This is a genomic window from Microbulbifer mixtoriginis (SeqCode) (genome assembly GCF_052467235.1).
In genome coordinates this window covers 4,366,633-4,386,540 of sequence record NZ_CP174305.1, presented here as the reverse complement: position 1 = coordinate 4,386,540, position 19,908 = coordinate 4,366,633, and the positions used below count along the sequence as shown (strand labels likewise).

The following is a 19,908-nucleotide window of genomic DNA, read 5'->3' as shown; positions in this document are numbered from 1 at the left end:
CCGGAGATTTACTATGACAGTTGAGCTTTCCGCACTCACAGCGGTATCCCCTATTGATGGTCGCTACGAGAGCAAGACTGCCCCCCTACGCGAAATTTTTAGTGAATACGGCCTGATTCGCGCCCGTGTTGAAGTGGAAGTGCGCTGGCTTCAGAAACTCTCCGCGCACTCAGAAATCACTGAGGTAGAGCAGTTCGATGAAGCTGCTAACCAGTTGCTCGATAGCATTGTGGCCAACTTTTCCCTGGAAGATGCCGGGCGTATCAAAGAAATTGAGCGCACCACCAACCACGACGTGAAAGCGGTTGAATACTTCCTCAAAGAAAAAATCAGCGGCAATGCCCAGCTGGAAAAAGTAAGCGAGTTCGTGCACTTCGCTTGCACATCTGAAGACATCAACAACCTGTCCCACGCTCTGATGCTACGCGCTGGTCGCGACAACGTTATGTTGCCCGCAATGAATAGCCTGGTAGAAAAGATCGCCCAGCTAGCCCAGGATTTCGCCGACGTGCCCATGCTGTCTCGCACCCACGGCCAAACTGCCAGTCCTACGACCGTGGGCAAGGAACTCGCCAACGTGGTTGCGCGCCTTCGCCGCCAGGTAGCCCAGGTAGGGGCTGTCCCCTTGCTAGGTAAAATCAACGGTGCTGTAGGCAACTACAATGCCCACCTGTCCGCCTACCCAAATATCGACTGGGAAAAGAATGCGGAAGAATTTATTTCCTCGCTCGGCCTGACCTGGAACCCCTACACCACCCAGATCGAACCACACGACTATATTGCCGAACTGTTCGATGCTATTGCGCGCTTTAACACCATCCTGATCGACTTTGACCGCGACATCTGGGGCTATATTTCCCTCGGTTACTTCAAACAGAAAGTCGTTGCCGGAGAAGTGGGCTCCTCCACTATGCCGCACAAGGTCAATCCTATCGATTTCGAAAACTCCGAAGGAAACCTGGGCCTGGCCAACGCTGTATTCCAGCACCTGGCCGCGAAGTTACCAGTCTCCCGCTGGCAGCGCGATCTGACCGATTCCACCGTACTGCGCAACATGGGTGTGGGCGCCGGTTACTCTGCCATCGCTTATGCCGCCACCATGAAGGGGCTGGGCAAGCTGGAAATCAACCGTGAACGCCTGGCAGAAGACCTGGACAGCTCCTGGGAAGTTCTGGCAGAGCCGATCCAGACTGTGATGCGCCGCTACAACATCGAAGAGCCTTACGAGAAACTGAAGGCCCTTACCCGCGGCCAGGGCATCACCCGCGAAACCTTGAAAGTGTTTATCGAGAATCTGGAAATTCCTGCGGAAGCCAAAAGCGCACTGCTGGAAATGACTCCTGCATCCTACATCGGTAACGCCGTCGAGCAAGCTCGCAAAATCTAAGTGAGCACCGCTTCCGGCCACACCGCAGTGGCCGGAAATTTATTCAAACTTCTTTACTGCCGCTCTACTCTGCAGAGCTTTAACCTCGAGCTGAGTTACACCTATTAGTGGCAGACTAGAGAACATTTCCCCAGCCCAACAAACAGTGAGAGTTACCGTGGCAAGCCCCCTTACCCATCTCGGCGATATGCCAATTGAAGTGTTTATGCGCGATTATTGGCAGCAAAAACCCTTGCTGATCCGCAATGCTTTCCCCAACTTCGAATCGCCCATATCAGGAGAAGAGCTTGCCGGAATGGCTCTGGAGGAGACGATTGAATCTCGCCTGGTGCTTGAAAATGGCGAGAGCGGTCCCTGGGAGCTACGCAACGGCCCTTTCACTGAGGAAGACTTTCTATCCCTACCCCGCACGCACTGGACTCTACTTGTACAAGCCGTAGATCAATGGCTTTCCGAAGTGGCTGAATTAAAAGAGTATTTTCGCTTTATCCCAGACTGGCGCCTGGATGATGTGATGATTAGTTACGCGGCGGATCAGGGGAGTGTCGGACCGCACTATGACCACTACGATGTCTTTCTGCTCCAGGCCGAGGGCAAACGCCTGTGGCAGCAGGGAGCGAAAGTGGATGAGACCAATCCCCGCCTAGAAGGCACGCCCCTCAATATCCTGAAAGAATTTAATGCTGAGAATAGCTGGGTACTGGAGCCTGGCGACATGCTTTACCTCCCGCCACAATACAGTCACTGGGGTATCGCCGAGGGCGGCTGCACCACGATCTCCATTGGCTTCCGAGCACCTTCTGCCTCAGCCATATTGGAAGATCTCGCGGCCGAAGTGGCAATGGGACTGAAGGATAGCCTGCGTTATACCGATGCCGGCATGGAACCGACAAAATCCCCAGCGGAAGTTGACCCCGAGTCCGTAGCTCGCTTACAACAACAACTGGCCGAATGGCTTAGGCAGCCAGAGAAGGTCACTCAGTGGTTTGGCGCAGTGATGACTGAAGCAAAATACCCTGATACCGTCGCACTAGACGCGGATGAGGCCGCTGACTGGCGTGAGCAAATGACAAAGGGGATGCCATTAGTGCTAAACCCCGCATCTCGAGTCGCCTTTTCCAGGGCGCCGGCTACGTTATTTGTCGACGGTGAAGCCCTGACCGCACCACTCACCTTTGCTCAACAATTTGCCGAGTCCCACGAAATTTCCTGGAGCGACATTGAAACCTTTCCAGAAATTGCCAACCCTGATGGTTTAATTGACCAATTGGTAGCCCAAGGCACACTAATTTATCCCCCTGAGGATTTCTGATATGGCCGCTCTGGTGCGCCCCGCTGACTGGCAAAAAGAACAAGAAAGCATTCGCACTATCCGCGAAGCTGTGTTCGTCCAGGAACAGAAAGTTCCTGCCGACTTGGAGTGGGATAACCAGGAAGAATCTTCACAACACTTCCTAGTTTTTAATGGTGATATTGCCGTTGGAACCGGGCGGCTCAGCAAAAGTGGTAAAGTTGGGCGGATGGCGATCATGCCATCCGCCCGAGGCAAAGGTCTGGGGGCCCAGTTACTCAAGGCGATTTGTGACTTTGCCAAACTACAGGGCTTTCGCAGTGTATATCTACATGCACAACAGCATGCTGAAGGCTTCTACATTCGGAGTGGCTTTATCCCAGAGGGAGAAACCTTTTACGAGGCTAATATCCCTCATATTAAAATGATTCGTCAGCTGCACTAGGCTGTAATGAAGGCGCTGGTATGTTTACGCATACCGACGCCTTCATTTCCGTCTGCTCGTTAAAGATGAAATGTCCGCGACTAATTTTCAGGTCTCCCGAGACTACTCCCCCTCCTCTTTCTGACTAACATTTTCGTCGATGTAGCTAGCGGAAAAATAAAAACAAATGATAACGGCTTTGTAAGTGCATTCTTTTAGTGCTCTGAACTGGATTCCGTATCGCAACTTGAAGTAACCGCAGGAGTACCAGCTACTTATTACTCGGGTCAAAACTCTCGCCCTGCGAAAGACTGCCCAGGCTAATATCAGAATGCCAGGAAACCCTATAAGTGAGTGCTCAGATCATATGCCCAAGACACTACTGCTTAAGAGCGCTGAAGTACTGGTAACCATGGACTCAGAAAGACGTGAGATTCCCAATGGCGGTATTTTTGCCGAAGAAGGCATTATCACGGCTGTAGGCCCCACAGATAAACTGCCCATGAGCGCTGACACCATTATTGACGCTAGCGGGCAGATAGTCCTACCAGGACTGGTGAACACTCATCACCATCTAAACCAGACACTCACCCGCAACCTGCCAGCGACCCAGAACAAAAATTTATTCGCTTGGCTTCAGCTTCACTACCCTATCTGGAGTCGGATAAATCCAGAAGCCTCCCGCACAAGTGCTTTGATTGGTTTGGCTGAGCTTATTCTCTCTGGTTGCACCACGGTTTTTGACCATTCTTATTTATTTAAAAGTGGCAACAAAGTGGACTTTCATATTGAAGCAGCAAAGGACTTAGGGGTGAGGTTCCATGCAAGCCGCGGTTCCATGTCTTTGGGCAGATCACAAGGGGGCTTACCCCCAGATGAAAGTGTCGAAGATGAAGATTTTATTCTCCAAGACAGTATCCGGGTCATTGATCGCTATCACGATGCAAGCTATGGAGCCCTGACTCGAATTGTTCTGGCCCCCTGCTCTCCATTTACTGTTTCAGAAAATCTGCTCAAAGAAACTGCCCTGCTGGCCCGTGATAAAGGCGTTATGCTACACACGCATATTTGCGAAACATTTGATGAAGAGCGCCACACTTTAGAACGATTTGGCAAGCGCCCTCTGGAGTGGATGGGAGAAAGCGAGTGGTTGGGGCCCGATGTTTGGTTTGCTCACGCAATACACATCGATACACAAGAAATAAATACTTTTGCTCGTACCGGGTGTGGCATCGCTCACTGTCCAAGCTCTAATATGCGCCTTGCATCAGGGATAGCTCCCGTTAAAGACTATATTGCAGCTGGAATTAAAGTGGGACTTGGTGTGGATGGGTCAGCCAGCAATGACGCCTCCAATATGCTCTTGGAAACCCGCCAGGCAATGTTGCTCTCAAGGTTGCGCATGGGCCTTCGCCCACCGGAGGGGCCACATCGCTACGCCCAACTTCCTCAGTCCCACCCTCTACGCTCGCCGGAATGGATGACAGCCAGGGAAGCTTTAGAGCTTGCCACTATCGGTGGTGCCAGCGTTCTTAATCGTACTGATATCGGAGCATTGGAAGTTGGACGTTGTGCTGATTTCTTTTCTCTAGAACTCAACACTATTCAATATGCCGGGGCTCTTTCAGATCCAGTTGCCGCGATAGTCTTCTGCGCCCCCCAATCAGCAAAAACTGTAGTAATTCACGGTCGACAAATTGTGAGCAATGGAGAGATTACTTCAATAAATATGGAACCCGTTATTCGAGATCACAATCAATGGAGCCAGAGGTTATTGGCTAATGGCTAATGGCTGATGGCTGATGGCTGATGGCTGATGGCTGATGGCTGATGGCCGATGGCTGATGGCTGATGGCTGATGGCTGATGGGCACAGAATAGTAGTAAGTGTGGAAGGAAAGAAAAGGTATCTACCTAGGGCGTAGCTGTACGGTTTTTCAACCAGCGCTGCACTCTCAGTTTTGCTTACCCTTCTCTAGCCCAATACCGAAATAGGACTCCATACCGACAGCAAGCCAAAAATTTCAAATGAGTCAAAGGAGTATCTGTTACCACTTGCAAGCAAGTTTAGAATTTGCAGGAATTCTACACAGTATTGGGCGGCTCTGATTTTTTATATTTATCTCTAAGACTGTATTCTTACACACTTCGATTTTTAGAATATACAAATTCAAGTAGATTTTTTGGTAAAAAATATATGGGAAGGGGCTATCAACAATACAATGATCTTGTTCTGAATAATCACTGGACGTCTCATTATTGGTCTTTGCGACCACTTTAGCCATGCCTACATATTACCAACAAGGAGTTATAGTTTAATCACTGAGGCGTTGGACTCAGCAACTCCGTCCTGACTCTTTTAATCATTCAAGTCCATATATCAAAATCAGCGCACAAGTTAGCTACAGAAGTGGTGCTTACTTCAGGGCTTATATTAGGTCGTATTATGCAAATAGTCCCTGGGCCTAAGCTAGAATCCCTTCAACAATTTGATTTAACAGAAATAAAAACTAAAAACCTTAATCCCTTGCCCACGAGCTGTGAAAATTCCTAAGTTACCGATCAGCCTTCCAGTTGATAGATCTAGTTATCTGTCTCGGCCTCATTAGCAGATTTTTCTTTTAAAGATAACGCAAAATAGCCTCAGCCCTTTCAATTAAAGAACATCGAGGCTATTCCTCTGGGGCTACGCCACTTTCCCTAAAGTTGTATCAAAATTTATTTGTTGGATATTAGATACTGCCGCAAGGACTAAAGCGCTTTAATAGACGCCCTATTCGCTCCCCCAAATATAAAGCCGTAAGTCGATCAAGCTCATGCACAGCCCCTTCAGTATTAACAACGGCCACAAGACCGGACTGACAACCACTTCTATTTCGCCCCTGTACATCCAGATTTGGTAAAATGTCATTAGGCACCCACAACATCCCCATCTGCGCGGCAAATATTTGCAAAGTAGTTAGAGTATTAAGCTGATCCCCACTGAAATTACTGCCGATAGTAAAACCTGCAGATAGCTTATCAACCCAGCCGCGACTACTGTAACGTTCACTGGCCGCATCCATAAAAGCCTTAAACTGGGCTGAAACCGACCCCATAAAAGTTGGCGAGCCCAGCACAATTCCATCACACTGATCCAGACGATGCATCAAGTCAGGATTCTCATAGCGCCCGTGCTGAATATGCTTGGCTTCAACAGCAAATGTAACTCCTTCACATCCAGGGATACTATTAATTCCATCCGCAGTGGCTTCTGCCAATGTCCTTGTACTGCCGCAAACGGAGTGATAAACAACTCCTGCTTTAATCATGATGCGACCCGATCAGTGTTCACAGCAGCATGCTCTGCAACCTTTTGAGATGAGCCGTTCTCAAAGAGGCCAGCTAACCTCTCAAAGGAAGATATATCCTCGGGCACCTCGATCCCAAAAATGCTTAATAGCGTTTTGCGTAACTCTTCAACATTCGCCAGCATGATGACTGTCTTTGCTCCAGTTATCGGCTGATAACTCAATTGGCGATCCAGTAAAGCATGACGCCCTTCGGGGAAAGCACGAGTAGCAATCAGGTGCTCTACAAAACGGGACTCAGGGTGAGTACTACAAAACCAATTGGCGATTTTATAGTCGCCCGCTGTACGTGGCCGTAAATCAAAGCTGTACATTGAATGCCAGGCATCATGGACCTTCACTTCTAATAGATAGTCCTCACCCGATTGAGTTAGGCGATAAGTACCGTGGGGCGTACTCTGAGGACCTGAAACATCTAAGCGCAGAGGTGCAGTCAGTGTATTGCTGCCAAAGCCCGCATCCACCAAATACGGTACCTGCCCTACTTTTACAAGTAAGATCATATGAGACTGAGCCGGCTGATGGCCCGGTGGTGTTTGCCAAAGAACCCGAGCGGCAAGTCCTGTAACTGCAAAGCCTATCTGCTGTAACCCAGCCCGTAACAAAGCATTTTGCTCAAAGCAATAACCACCACGCTTTTGGTTCACAAGCTTTTGTTCAATAGCGGCCATCTCAATATTCACGGGACTCCCAAGAAAGGACGTTACATTCTCAAATGGCAGAGTACGAATATGTTGCGTAAGAATATCCCTTAAGGTTTTCAAATCCAGGGCTAGCTTATTGCGGTAACCAATACGTGCTAAGTATTTTGATAAATTGATGTTATGGGTGCTTGGTGTCATTTGATTTCAATCCTCATGGCCAATCAACAATAGCAGCAGTCTAATACCTGAACCTTGGTTTAGGTCAATATCGATTGCTAATTCTCTTTACTCTTTTTGCGCCAAATGTCTCTAAACGGCTGATGGTAGGCTGATCATCCTGAAGATACTGGTTAATGGATTGGTGCGGGCCAGGCAAGTGCAAAGAGACCTTATTCCAAGATCTTATCCCAATAGTGAGTCCTGCGAAGCATATCCTCTATTGTCTCTTCGGGTAATAACTCCAATGGTGTCAGCCCATCTTGAATCTGCCAGCCGCCCCCAAGAGAAAGATAAACCTGAACTAGATTCGCTGCTACTGCACCTTGGGCAATCACCAAGAGATCCTGCTGGGTAAAATTTGAAACCATCGTGGTGATAACAGTGTTGAACTGTATCGCTCCGTCGACATATTGCGTCATGGAGAGATTGACGGCCTCTTCAGAAGCCATAGCTGCGATATTATAAAAGTACTGTTGTTCCTGGGATTTGAGATATGCAACTATTGCATTCTCAACATCAACCTGCGCCTGTAAGACCACTTGCTGGTAGTCTGATACCAGCTGCTGGAAGGTCGCATCCTGCAAGCGCACATTGTTGCGCAACCGGCCATAATTAAACACATTCCAATCAAACTCAACGAATAAATCCCAAGCATCACTTCTGCCATTTAACTGCCCCCCTCTGATATCAATTGCTCCTATTAGCCCACCTATTGAAAAGTTTGGGTATAGCTCCGCTCGAGCAACACCAATCAGCTCCCCCTGTGCTGCGAGAAGCCGCTCAGCCTGGCGAATATCAGGGCGCTGACGCAAAAGATCCTGCGGCATGCCTATCGTTATAATCGAGGGTACATGGGGCACCGTTGGAGGTACAGAAAGGAGGTCATTAAGGCTATGAGGGGGCATACCCAGTAATATCGAAAGGGTATTTTTGAACTGCTGAAGCATTGCTTCCAATGCAGGGACAGCTGCCTGAGTGTTACTTAATAAGGTTTGGGCCTGTTCGGCATCCAACGCACTGACCTCTCCTGCATGGAATTTTACTTCAGCGATTCTCAGTCCCTCAGTCTGAATACGAATATTTTCCTGTGCCACCTGAATACGGCGTTTTACAGTGCGAATATTGATATATGTTTGCGCTACCTGTGCAATGATTGAGACAAGCAGTCCATCATATTCAGCCATACTGGCCTCAAAGTCAGCTGCGGCGGAATTAACCAATCGCCTCAACTGCCCCCACATATCCAACTCCCAGGTTAAATTGAAATTAAGGTAGTACTCACTCTGATAGTTTCCGGTTATACCGGAGCGAACATATTTGGAGCGATCTACGAGCCCCTCAATTTGCTGTATTTGGGGATATTGATTCCCTATTGCAATAGCGAGGAGCTGCTGCGCTTGCAGTGCTCTTAATGCGGCTGATCGCAATTCCAGGTTATTTTCTATTGCCTGCTCTACCAAATCATCCAGAACAGGATCGGCGAAGGCAGACTGCCACCAGTAAGGATTCACTGTTTCAAGGATATCTACGCGCTTACTGTTTTGATAAATCCAGGTGTCTTCAACTGTAACAGGGGGCGGTATATAATCTGGGCCCAGCATGCAACCGTTACCAACAAATACAGAAAAAGCACCAAGAGCTAAGGACTTGCGTAGATATTCAAACCTAAACAGGTTAAGGATTTTGCGCCGTATCATCTTGGTCGGCGCTCGCAGTATTGCTCAATATGAGCACTGAACTGGTAAAACCAACACGAAGCTCGACAGACTCAGGCCTTTCCGTCAAATGAACTCTCACCGGAATTCTCTGAGCGAGACGAATCCACTCAAAAGTTGGATCAACTCTTGGTAAAAGGTCGTTACCCGCAGTTCCATCAGTTTGTGCAATACCCCAGCCAATACTTTCAACATACCCTTTGAGTGGCCTATGTGGGTATGCCATTAATGTCACTATTGCCTTATCCCCTGGAGCAATTCTGCGTATAAAGGTTTCACGAAAATAACCTTCTACTCGATAAGTACTAATATCCACTATTGATAGTGCGGGCTGATTTGCTACAGCTTGATCACCGAAGCGAAAATCCAGATTTGTAACATATCCGGATACAGGCGCCGTCACCGTTGTATATTCCAGATTAAGTTCAGCCTGACGCACTAAAGCCAGAGCTGCGCGCACACCAGGATTATCTGCCCCAAGTGCACCGAGTTGCGCACGGACCTGTGCTAATTCAGCCTGAGATTGCTCTAAAGCAGCTAAGGATTTAACGAGTGTTGCCTCTGCACCAGCCCGATACTCCACTGACGACTCAAACTCAGCTTGTGCTGCCTGAAGAGATCTCACTGAAGTGGCGCGCTGAGGAAGTAGTTCTTGCTGACGCCTATACTCCGCTCTAGCCTTGGTGATCTCTGCATCTAGTGCATTGATGTTGCTTTGCGCTAAATCTATAGCCGCGGAGGACTCCCTTATCCTAGCTTCATAAGCCAGAATATTCTCCCTCTGAGCATTATAAATATCGACTGCCTCCTCGTATTGAGCCTTGGCTTCCGCCAAAGCGGCTTCATAGGTTCTTGGATCTATTTGAAATAGAAGTTCACCCGCATTGACAAATTGGTTATCTCTAATAGGCAACGAAACCACTTGACCTGAAACTCTAGGAGTAACCTGGATAATATCCGCCTGCACTTTCCCATCTCTAGTCCAGGGGTTGTTGAGATACTTCCAAAACTGAAGAACCAATGCAAACATTGCCAGGAATACCATACTCGCCGTAAGTATGTACTTTCTAAACTTCTCCACCCTTAAATACCCACAAATACTGACCCAATAAAGACTGAGTAGATAATGCTCAACGATATAATTACTACTGGCGGGTTTGCAAAGTATCTAGAAAGGCGGTAACGATCCAGGAGTCTTGCGGTAAGTAATGCCGCGAGCACCCCAAGTACCCCCGCAACTAGAACTGGAGAAATAAAAAAACCTCCTACTGATACATCATGAGGTATCTTTTCCATACATTAACCCATTTGAATCATAAACATCTTTCTTCACAAAAATATTTCCAATCTACGGACTCTGATAATTTATAAAATTCATCGAGGTAATTGCTAATACAGTGGGTAACACCCAAAAAGTACAAAAAGTTGGAAACCCCCTTTGCAGTCTCCTCATCATTTTCCCAGAGCTCCATCAGCCCTCCAACATCCACATTTACTCTATCAAATATACGTCTATAACCTCTTCGTAAAGACTTGATGTTTATATTTCGCTGTTCCCCTGACAAGTAAAACAATATTTTTCCTGCGAGAGATCTCCAGATAAACACCTCGCGCAGCATACTTTTGGTTGCAACAAGTTTCATTTTTGAGTGATCAATTCCATACAAAATCTTAACCTGATTAGCAATCAGCATTAGTAAATCAATTACCCTTCGCATTTGATCCCCCGACATACCTTTAACATTATTGACATCAATACCTTCTTTCCAGTAAAGGATCTTCTCATGCGAAATCACAACGATATTTAAATGATATAAAACATAAAGGCGATGAAATATTGAGCGTCTTGTTAAGGCCGGCAAATCGCCTTCAACCACCAAACGCGCAGCACTATCAAGTAGTCGATTCACATTTTTTTTAAAATTTCTTTCAGGATGAGAAGAAATCGGGATATTTCTAGACACCGCCAGTATGCAAAAAATAATAGCCAACACAAATATATAATTTGTATAAACGACAAAACTATAAGTCTGATAATTATTGAAATTAAAAATAATTTGCGGAAAGAGGAGAGCTAAAGTTCTTATCATTGACTGCGCACCAAACATTCGATTCGCAAAATAGGAAATAGTAAAAGTCCAGAAAAACACCATTAAACCCAACGAATAAAAGCCTTGCAATTTTGGCATAACTAAAAAGTAAAGAGGTGCGGACATCAAGCATACGAGAATTGTATATATGCAAGATTTAAACAAGTTAATTTGTGGACTTACAGATGCTATGATTGCTATAATTGTAATTAAAAGTACAACAAGCAGCCCGCCTATCATATCTGGAACAAATAAATACGCTAAATAAGATATCCAGATCCCCACTAGTACGCGAACCACATTAGCCAGCCTATCAGGATCAGGCATTAACAATCCAAACCAGTATTCTTCACGTTCACTTGAAGTACTCGAACTGGAAAATTCCAGGCTTTTTAGATCATTTACAGCATTAATTAGTGCCCGGGTTTCCACCTCCAAATCATTCAAAGAACGCCTGGTTACAGCTATTGCGGCAGTCTCTGGAGTTGACAGCTCCTTTTTTACTTTTTCAACGTCCCCCCTAACCACCCTCTCCCGAGCATCTCCAGCCACCTCATCTTCAGCAATGGCAAATCTAACTCTCTTAAATCGCCCTCTCATAACTTCCAAATAGTCATTCATATTCAAAAGAAACTTCATAATTCCCAAATCACTGGATAGGGCCAAACTCTCTTCTAATTTAAGTAGTGACTGTGTTACCGCTGTTGTACGATGACCAAATGCCTTCCACTGCCTACGGCACTCCCAGATTTCATAACTATCAGAACTGGCATCATTAATAGCTGTACGCAAGCGTGTATCTGCCCTTAACAGTTCAACTCGCTTATCTCTAAGGACTTTAACTTTCTTTCGATCTTGAATTCTTAAAAAACATCTATTTGCAAAAGCACGATGCATATCTAGCAGGGAAACCGCTGCTTCATGCAGTTCTTCGCGGCTACAATTTGGCCAGATCAAAACAGCTACAAGCCCATATACAATAATACCCAGTAAAGATTCTTGAATACGGAATATCCCTTCCTCATAAGAAAGGGATAAATCACCACCGGTCGCATCCCATAACATCAAAATAACGTAGCCACAGGTCATCCAAAAATACTGACGCTTTGACCTTTGCAGGATATAAACGCAGCCCGCAACCCATACCGATAGCGCAATCATAAAAAGCCATCGATCTTGAGGGAATGATGCGACGATTATCCAGCCGCCTAGAAGTGCAAACAGAGTGCCCAGCATCCACAAAATGGCACGATTTAACGACTGCCCCAAGTTTGCCTGACTACACACAATAACGGCAAATGCACCCCAAAAAGGTTTTTCCCAATTGATACCCATTGCAATGGCATAAACAATTACCAAAGCCAGCGCAATTTTTATTGACTCTTTCGCATTGCGAGACAGGTACAATGTTATCTCCGAGTATTTTCACGATAAAGCGACAAGCTTTTGACATCCTAATGATTACAAGGCATGTAATTTTTAGGTTGGCAGGAGGAAGTATGGCATATAAGAAAGCAACTAAATCAGGGATACACTTATAGATACAGCACGCACAAAGCGTATTTTAAAGTGCCAATAAAGTATGAACGTCAGCGAGGATCACTGAAAACTTATATCCCAACATACGACATAAGTTATAAACGAAAAAATGAAGTTAGTATTTAAAAGCTCGTCTCACAGTCTATGATTTTCCGTCAGTCTCTTTTTATAGCCTGTAGTTTGGGCATAGGCAAAGAGATAATTTGTATAGGCTTTTTATCCCCTAAGGAAAATTGTATTATCAAATTTATTGAGCGGTATACCTTTCTTTAAGCGCTTAATAAAATCAGGATTGGTTAGAGAGGTACCCTAAAGCAATCAGCCCAGCATTTGCCTACTTAACATTTACTTCACTTGATTGCGCGCCATCGTGTCATAACCATACACTTTGAAAATTGAATACCTGCTAAGTCAAAGAATGGGGAGATGGGCCATACTTTACTCCCTCTGTAAGCGGCCGAAATTAAATGATACAAACAGCTTGGACGACTGCCTCAGTGGCGCCAACAATCTATCAATTCGAGTATTTGCGGTGGCTAGTAAGGCGGCACTTTGTACAGCCAGAGTGACTAAATAGGAGGAGGTCACTATGACAACACTCCCCATCCTTTACTGTTCAACAGCAAAGCCATATCACTTATCAGCTTCAGGCGCGGAATTCTATCGGAATATTAATTACTATCTACTGTTGGGCATGCTAAATGATACTCCACAGACCCAATAAAAAAGGCCCCTTGAGGGGCCTTTAAGAAACAATCCAGCTCAGAAATCAACCATTCAAAGCCTTAAACTCACGCCTGCGACGATGTAGAACCGGCTCAGTGTAGCCGTTTGGTTGTACACAACCTTCAAATACGAGCTCACAAGCGGCCTGGAAGGCAACACTTCTATCGAAATTTGGAGCCATATTGTTGTAATTGGCATCACCGGCATTTTGGCGGTCCACAACTGCAGCCATACGCTCCATGGTTTCGCGCACTTGCTTCTCGCTAACAATGTTATGCTTGAGCCAGTTGGCAATATGCTGTGAAGAAATTCGCAAGGTGGCGCGATCTTCCATCAGACCGACATCATTAATATCCGGCACCTTGGAGCAACCTACCCCCTGCTCAACCCAGCGCACCACATAGCCGAGAATGCCCTGAGCATTGTTATCCAACTCCAATTGAATCTCTTTAGTATTCCAATTAGTGTCTTTGGCCACCGGTACGGTGAGAATATCTTCCAGCTTGGCGTGATGGCGGTGCTGAATCTCTTCCTGTCGACGGTTCACATCGACCTTGTGGTAGTGCAGTGCATGTAAAGTTGCCGCCGTGGGCGATGGTACCCAAGCAGTATTCGCACCAGCCATTGGATGTGCGAGCTTGGCGTGCATCATCGCTGACATCTGATCTGGAATCGGCCACATACCTTTACCAATCTGCGCCCTACCCTTGAGACCGCTATTGAGACCCACATCCACATTCCACTCTTCGTAGGCGTTGATCCAAGTGGACTGCTTCATATCTCCCTTGCGAATCATGGGGCCGGCAAGCATAGAGGTATGAATTTCATCTCCTGTGCGATCCAGGAAGCCGGTGTTGATAAAGACCACGCGCTCTTTGGCTTCGGCAATGCAGGCTTTGAGGTTTACCGTGGTACGCCGCTCCTCATCCATAATACCCATTTTCACCGTGTGGCGCGGTAGGCCGAGGGCATCCTCAATACGATTAAACAACGTGTTGGCAAAAGCCACCTCTTCCGGGCCATGCATCTTCGGCTTTACGATGTAGATGCTTCCTTCACGAGAGTTCTTGATCTCGTTATTGCCGCGTAGATCATGTAGAGCGATCAGGCTGGTAATCATTCCGTCGAGAATACCTTCCGGAATTTCCTGGCCGTCACCATATAAAACAGCATCGTTGGTCATCAGGTGGCCAACATTGCGCACAAACATCAAACTGCGACCCGGCAGGGTTAGCTGATTACCATTCGGTGTAATATATTCACGGTCGACATTTAATTTGCGCTCAAAAGTCTTGCCGCCTTTATTGATGGTTTCCTTGAGGTCACCTCTCATCAGGCCGAGCCAGTTGCGGTAAACCACAACCTTGTCTTCCGCATCGACTGCCGCTACGGAGTCCTCACAGTCCATAATGGTGGTCAATGCAGATTCCATAAGGACGTCTTTAATACCCGCGTCATCGGTTTTACCGATAGGGCTTTCACGATCCACCTGAATTTCAAAGTGCAGGCCGTGCTGCTTGAGCAAAATACTCGAGGGTTCTTCGCTGTCACCGCGGTAACCGGCAAACTGAGTGCCGTCTTTCAAGGTGGCAATATCGCCATTGGCTTGGACAACTTCCAGCAGAGAGCCGTTAATACGATATTGCACGGCTTCTTTATGACTGCCGCAGGTTAATGGAGCAGACTGATCTAGGAAGCTGCGCGCATATTCAATCACTTTGGCTCCGCGCACCGGATTGTACTCACTGCCCTTTTCCGCTCCACCTTCTTCGCTGATCACATCAGTGCCGTAGAGGGCATCGTAAAGGCTGCCCCAGCGGGCATTTGCGGCATTCAGTGCATAGCGGGCGTTCATCACCGGGACCACTAGCTGAGGACCGGCGAGAGTGGCGATCTCCTCATCCACATTCTCAGTGGAAGCACTGAACTCAGCGGGCTCATCCACCAAGTAGCCAATTTCTTTCAGAAAGGTCTGGTAGCCTTCCAGATCGAGGAAGCCCTGCGGATTTTCGGTGTACCAGCGATCCAGGGTTTCCTGTAATTCGTCGCGTTTTTCCAGCAGGGAGCGATTGACTGGCGCCAGGTCGCGGACAATCGCATCGAGTCCAGCCCAGAACTTATCGGCATCGACCCCGGTTCCTGGAATCACCTCCTCGCAGACCAGGTTGTAAAGCTCTGGTGCGATTTGTAGATCACCGATTTGGACTCGTTCCGTCATACCCTGGGCCTCTCACTGATTGTTGGAATTACGGCATTCTAAACAGCCATTTCAGCATACCGCTAATTTATAGACACAATTTCCACTATTCATAGATCAAATTTTTATGAAAATGGGTGACGCATGATTCACTGCCAAGAGAACTGTATATTCACCCGCAGGGCGCATGATTCCTTACTAAGGGGTCACTCATAGAGCCCGACCAATATCCAGGATCAGGCGCCGTAACCAGCGGTGCGGTGCGCTCTGCTGTAAAAGTGGGCTCCAAGCCATTTTTAGCTCAAGAGGAGGGATATCCAACGGCGGATCCCTGCGCACGACTCTGGGATTGTCGCTGGCAAGCTGTGCCAGACGGGTGGGCACAGTGACAATCAGGTCACTCTGCTCGGCCAACAGCATAGCCACTTGGTAGTGGCGTGTGAAAACCGAGATATCCCGCTTTTCCCCCAATTTGCCAATAGCCTCATCTACCCAGCCCAAGCGTTGCACATCCTCTGGGTTTACTCCTACCCCCACACCCATGCCGGTCTTGCTCACCCATATATGCTGAGCCTTTAAGTAACTCTGCAGATTGTAGTCTTCGAGAATTGGGTTATCCGCTCGCATCATGCAAGAGAAACTGTCGCGCCATACGGTAGCTTGGTGGAAGCTCTGGGGCATACTATCGAAACGGTTAATTACCATATCCACCTTACCCTGCTCCACATCGACAAAGCTCACATCGCTGGGCGTCATGATATCCAGGCTGATTCCTGGAGCACCATCCCTCAGCTGCTTAAGCAGGGGCGGGATCAACGTGGATTCGGCATAGTCACTGGCCATAATGCGAAAGGTACGCCGGGTGTTGGCGGGATCAAAATCCCGATTGGGCTGAATCACACGGTCGATGCTGGATAGCGCTTCACGAACCATAGGCTGTAGTTCTAGGGCACGCTCCGTGGGCATCATGCCCTCTCGAGTGCGTACCAGCAGAGGGTCGTCAAAGAGTTCGCGCAGGCGTTTCAGGCCATTGCTCATTGCGGGTTGGGACAGCCCTAGGTAGTTGGCCGCTCGTGTCACATTGCGCTCGCGCAGCAGCACATCCAGGTATACCAGCAGGTTCAGGTCAGCTCTTTCCAGTTGCATACAACATTTGCCAGATCGATAGTGAAAATAAAATCAATAAATTAGGCAAATTATGCCACTCCTCCTAAGATACTCAACACCTAATCGCAGTCACCGTTTTAAGGAAACACTGTCATGTCCACTTACACTCAAGACATCGAAGCGGTAGCTAAGCTCCGTGACAGCAAAAGCGGCACTTGGGATGCTATCAATCCCGAATCTGTTGCCCGTATGCGCGCCCAGAACAAATTCAAGAACGGCCTGGATATTGCCAAATACACTGCCAATATCATGCGCGCTGACATGGAGAACTACGACAAAGACAGCTCCAAGTACACCCAATCCCTGGGCTGCTGGCACGGTTTCATCGGCCAACAGAAGATGATTTCTATTAAGAAGCACTTCGAAGGCAATACCGACCGTCGCTACCTGTACCTGTCCGGCTGGATGGTCGCCGCTCTGCGCAGTGAATTCGGTCCTCTGCCCGACCAGTCCATGCACGAAAAAACCTCTGTTGCGCACCTGATCAACGAACTGTATACCTTCCTGCGCCAGGCCGATGCCCGCGAGCTGAACGACCTGTTCCGCGAGCTGGACGCCGCCCGCGAAGCCGGCAACAAAGAAGCCGAGAAAGCAGTTCAAGACAAGATCGACAACCACAAGACTCACGTTGTGCCGATCATTGCCGACATCGACGCCGGTTTCGGTAACGCAGAAGCCACTTACCTAATGGCTAAGCAGATGATCGAGGCGGGTGCTTGCTGTATCCAGATCGAGAACCAGGTTTCCGACGAGAAGCAGTGTGGTCACCAGGACGGTAAAGTCACCGTTCCTCACGAAGACTTCCTGGCCAAGATCCGCGCAGTTCGCTACGCATTCCTGGAGCTGGGCGTAGACAACGGTGTTATCGTTGCCCGTACCGACTCCCTGGGTGCCGGCCTGACCAAGCAGATCGCCGTGACCAAAGAGCCGGGTGATCTGGGCGACCAGTACAACGCTTTCCTGGACTGTGAAGAAATCGCAGCTTCTGATTTGGCCAATGGTGACGTTGTAATCAACCGCGAAGGTAAGCTGCTGCGTCCTAAGCGCCTGGCTTCCAACCTGTTCCAGTTCCGCAAAGGCACCGGTGAAGCCCGCTGCATCCTGGACAGCATCACCTCTCTGCAGAACGGCGCCGATCTGATTTGGATCGAAACCGAGAAGCCCCACGTTCGCCAGATCGGCGGCATGATGGACGAAATCCGTAAAGTGGTTCCCGATGCGAAGCTGGTTTACAACAACAGCCCATCCTTCAACTGGACCCTGAACTTCCGCCAGCAGGTATTCGATGCATGGTCTGAAGAAGGCAAAGACGTATCCGCTTACGACCGCGCCAACCTGATGAGCGCCGAGTACGACGATACTGAGCTGTCCGCAACTGCTGACGAGAAGATCCGTACCTTCCAGGCCGATGCAGCTCGCGAAGCCGGTATCTTCCACCACCTGATCACCCTGCCGACTTACCACACTGCGGCCCTGTCTACCGACAACCTGGCCAAAGAGTACTTCGGTGAGCAAGGCATGCTGGGCTACGTGAAAGGCGTTCAGCGTAAAGAGATCCGTCAAGGTATCGCCTGCGTTAAGCACCAGAACATGGCTGGTTCCGACATCGGCGACGACCACAAAGAGTACTTTGCTGGTGAAGCGGCACTGAAGGCTGCTGGTAAAGACAACACCATGAACCAGTTCGGTTAAATCGCTCTTATACCTTTCAGGTAGATTCAAGGCGGCGCAAGCCGCCTTTTTCTTCAGGGATTCTCTCCTGTTCAAATTGACCAGGACAATGATTCCGCCGAAGAAGAACAGTTATGCAAACTGCGCTTTTATCTCTGCATTTTGAACTTGGGCCGCAATCGCGGCCCTTTTTTTGCTCCCAATCTTATTGCCTTTTCTCAAAGACTTTTGCGCCATATTAGCTAGCCTTAGGGTATACACGCTAAGGTGCGCACCGCCTATGTCTGGCCCAAGACTTGTACTGACCATCAACTGCGGCAGCTCTTCTTTAAAGTTCACCATCATTAACCCAGAAACTGGTGAGGAACGCTTAAAAGGCCAAGCCGATGCCCTGGGATCATCCTCAGCAGCACTCTCTTGGCAGCGCGATGAAAAAGAAGGAACACAGAAGCTCTCCCCTGGGGATGACTACGAAGGTGTTATCGGAGCGTTGGTAAAGCGATTCGACGGCCCCTGGTCAGCGTTGCGCGAGCAGCTTCGGGCTATCGGGCATCGGGTGGTCCATGGTGGCGAACAGTTCGCAGACTCCACGCTGATCAATGACAGCGTGGTATCAGCTATCAGAGCCTGCTGTGAACTGGCGCCACTACACAACCCTGCAGCCCTGCAAGGTATACAGGCCTCACTGCTCGCCTTCCCAGAGTTGCCGCAGGTGGCGGTCTTCGATACCGCCTTCCACCAGAGTTTGCCGGATTACGCCTACCTCTATGCACTGCCCTACAGTTTGTATCGGGATCACCAACTGCGCCGCTACGGTATGCATGGCAGCAGTCATCGCTATATCGGTGAGCGCAGCGCCGAAATATTGAAAACACCCACAGACAACATCAATGTGATCTCCGCTCACCTCGGCAATGGCGCTTCCCTGTGCGCCATTAAAAACGGAAAGAGCGTGGATACCAGTATGGGGCTGACTCCTCTTGAAGGGCTGGTAATGGGCAGTCGCTGTGGGGACCTAGACCCTGGTTTATTACTTCATTTGGGGGAGGCACTGGACTATTCCCTAGCGGAACTCGAACAGTTACTGAATCGCAACAGCGGCCTGCTGGGAATATCCGAGCTAAGCAATGACTGTCGTGAACTGGAAGAAGCTATGGGCAAAGGCCATGCCGGTGCTAGCTTGGCATTGAAGCTATTTTGTTATCGACTGGCCAAATATATCGCAGCCTACACAGTGCCACTAAAGCGCGTTGATTCGCTGATATTCACCGGGGGTATTGGCGAAAACTCATCTTGGGTGCGGCGAGAAACGATAGGTTGGCTCAGCCAGCTCGGCTACCAGCTGGACAATAAGCGCAATGAAGACATTCGCTTCGGTTCTGAAGGGCAAATATCCAGAGACGGAACACCGGATATCCTTGTGATACCCACCCGTGAAGATTGGGTTATTGCTCGAGATACCATCCGCTTAGCGAACAGGGCGCTATAA

At 48.4% G+C, this 19,908-nt stretch carries 14 protein-coding genes; 6 read left to right on the top strand and 8 right to left on the bottom strand.

Annotation, left to right across the window (positions count from 1 at the left end; translation table 11 throughout):
• Positions 1-13 precede the first annotated feature (13 nt).
• The 4 genes from purB to ACJJIO_RS19225 all read left to right on the top strand — a co-directional run bounded on the left by purB (position 14) and on the right by ACJJIO_RS19225 (position 4,891).
• Positions 14-1,387 (top strand): adenylosuccinate lyase, encoded by a 1,374-nt coding sequence (gene purB / locus ACJJIO_RS19240; RefSeq protein WP_252081793.1) that lies wholly within the window; start codon positions 14-16, stop codon positions 1,385-1,387.
• A gap of 157 nt (positions 1,388-1,544) precedes the next feature.
• Entirely contained in the window at positions 1,545-2,699 is a 1,155-nt protein-coding gene (locus ACJJIO_RS19235) for a JmjC domain-containing protein (RefSeq protein WP_444909491.1), read from the top strand.
• Between the two features lies 1 nt (position 2,700).
• Positions 2,701-3,123: a GNAT family N-acetyltransferase gene (locus tag ACJJIO_RS19230; protein ID WP_444909490.1), complete on the top strand. Its 423-nt coding sequence runs from the start codon at positions 2,701-2,703 to the stop codon at positions 3,121-3,123.
• Positions 3,124-3,469: 346 nt separating this feature from the next.
• Positions 3,470-4,891 (top strand): 8-oxoguanine deaminase, encoded by a 1,422-nt coding sequence (locus tag ACJJIO_RS19225; protein WP_444909489.1) that lies wholly within the window; start codon positions 3,470-3,472, stop codon positions 4,889-4,891.
• A 942-nt stretch (positions 4,892-5,833) separates the two neighbouring features.
• Here the strand turns inward: ACJJIO_RS19225 and ACJJIO_RS19220 are convergent.
• The 8 genes from ACJJIO_RS19220 to ACJJIO_RS19185 all read right to left on the bottom strand — a co-directional run bounded on the left by ACJJIO_RS19220 (position 5,834) and on the right by ACJJIO_RS19185 (position 16,727).
• Positions 5,834-6,412: a flavodoxin family protein gene (locus ACJJIO_RS19220; RefSeq protein ID WP_444909488.1), complete on the bottom strand. Its 579-nt coding sequence runs from the start codon at positions 6,410-6,412 to the stop codon at positions 5,834-5,836.
• Positions 6,409-7,293, bottom strand: coding sequence for an arylamine N-acetyltransferase family protein (locus ACJJIO_RS19215; RefSeq protein ID WP_444909487.1), 885 nt, complete (start codon positions 7,291-7,293; stop codon positions 6,409-6,411). Before ACJJIO_RS19215 ends, ACJJIO_RS19220 begins: the two co-directional genes overlap by 4 nt.
• 191 nt (positions 7,294-7,484) lie before the next feature.
• Positions 7,485-9,011: an efflux transporter outer membrane subunit gene (locus ACJJIO_RS19210; protein ID WP_444909486.1), complete on the bottom strand. Its 1,527-nt coding sequence runs from the start codon at positions 9,009-9,011 to the stop codon at positions 7,485-7,487.
• Positions 8,989-10,110: an HlyD family secretion protein gene (locus tag ACJJIO_RS19205; RefSeq protein ID WP_444886338.1), complete on the bottom strand. Its 1,122-nt coding sequence runs from the start codon at positions 10,108-10,110 to the stop codon at positions 8,989-8,991. The genes ACJJIO_RS19210 and ACJJIO_RS19205 overlap by 23 nt, the downstream gene beginning before the upstream one ends.
• A 2-nt stretch (positions 10,111-10,112) precedes the next feature.
• On the bottom strand, positions 10,113-10,325 hold the full coding sequence (locus ACJJIO_RS19200; RefSeq protein WP_353505426.1) for a DUF1656 domain-containing protein: 213 nt from the start codon (positions 10,323-10,325) through the stop codon (positions 10,113-10,115).
• Positions 10,326-10,342: 17 nt separating this feature from the next.
• Positions 10,343-12,526, bottom strand: coding sequence for an FUSC family protein (locus ACJJIO_RS19195; RefSeq protein ID WP_444900627.1), 2,184 nt, complete (start codon positions 12,524-12,526; stop codon positions 10,343-10,345).
• Positions 12,527-13,427: 901 nt separating this feature from the next.
• Positions 13,428-15,602: a malate synthase G gene (locus tag ACJJIO_RS19190; protein WP_444909485.1), complete on the bottom strand. Its 2,175-nt coding sequence runs from the start codon at positions 15,600-15,602 to the stop codon at positions 13,428-13,430.
• A 189-nt stretch (positions 15,603-15,791) separates the two neighbouring features.
• Entirely contained in the window at positions 15,792-16,727 is a 936-nt protein-coding gene (locus ACJJIO_RS19185) for a LysR family transcriptional regulator (protein ID WP_252081803.1), read from the bottom strand.
• 114 nt (positions 16,728-16,841) lie between these two features.
• On the opposite strand from ACJJIO_RS19185, the gene ACJJIO_RS19180 reads away from it, so the two are divergent.
• Both ACJJIO_RS19180 and ACJJIO_RS19175 read left to right on the top strand, forming a co-directional pair.
• A complete protein-coding gene (locus ACJJIO_RS19180) occupies positions 16,842-18,440 on the top strand; it encodes an isocitrate lyase (RefSeq protein WP_444909484.1) in 1,599 nt (532 codons plus the stop codon).
• A gap of 259 nt (positions 18,441-18,699) precedes the next feature.
• Positions 18,700-19,908 (top strand): acetate kinase, encoded by a 1,209-nt coding sequence (locus ACJJIO_RS19175; protein WP_444909483.1) that lies wholly within the window; start codon positions 18,700-18,702, stop codon positions 19,906-19,908.